This window comes from Gordonia sp. UBA7860 (assembly GCF_002500165.1).
GTDB classification, from domain to species: Bacteria; Actinomycetota; Actinomycetes; order Mycobacteriales; family Mycobacteriaceae; genus Gordonia; species Gordonia sputi.
In genome coordinates, this window is record NZ_DLSO01000129.1 from 1 (window position 1) to 288 (window position 288).

The window sequence follows — 288 nt, forward strand, 5'->3', positions numbered from 1 at the left end:
CATGGTCTGTAGAGCATACCGACCGACGGCCAGTGACCCATCCGAGGTGTGCGGCAGCCGCAGACTTGGCAGAGTTGTCATCTATGAACTCGCCCGCGCAGGAGCGCGAAATCCTCACCTGGGAACTCAACGGCGTCGCATGCCGCGAGCTTGCTCAGATGGTCGCCGACGACGGCTACGTCCCCGACATCATCATCGGGATAGCCCGCGGCGGCCTCATCCCCGCCGGGGCAATGGCATACGCCCTCGACTGCAAGCTGATGCTCTCGCTCAACGTCGAGTTCTACA

At 62.8% G+C, this 288-nt stretch carries 1 protein-coding gene; it reads left to right on the plus strand.

Annotated elements, in window-relative coordinates; genetic code table 11:
• Positions 1–83: 83 nt before the first annotated feature.
• On the plus strand, positions 84–288 hold a 205-nt coding region (locus B3T59_RS16470; RefSeq protein ID WP_287004344.1), incomplete at its 3' end, for a phosphoribosyltransferase.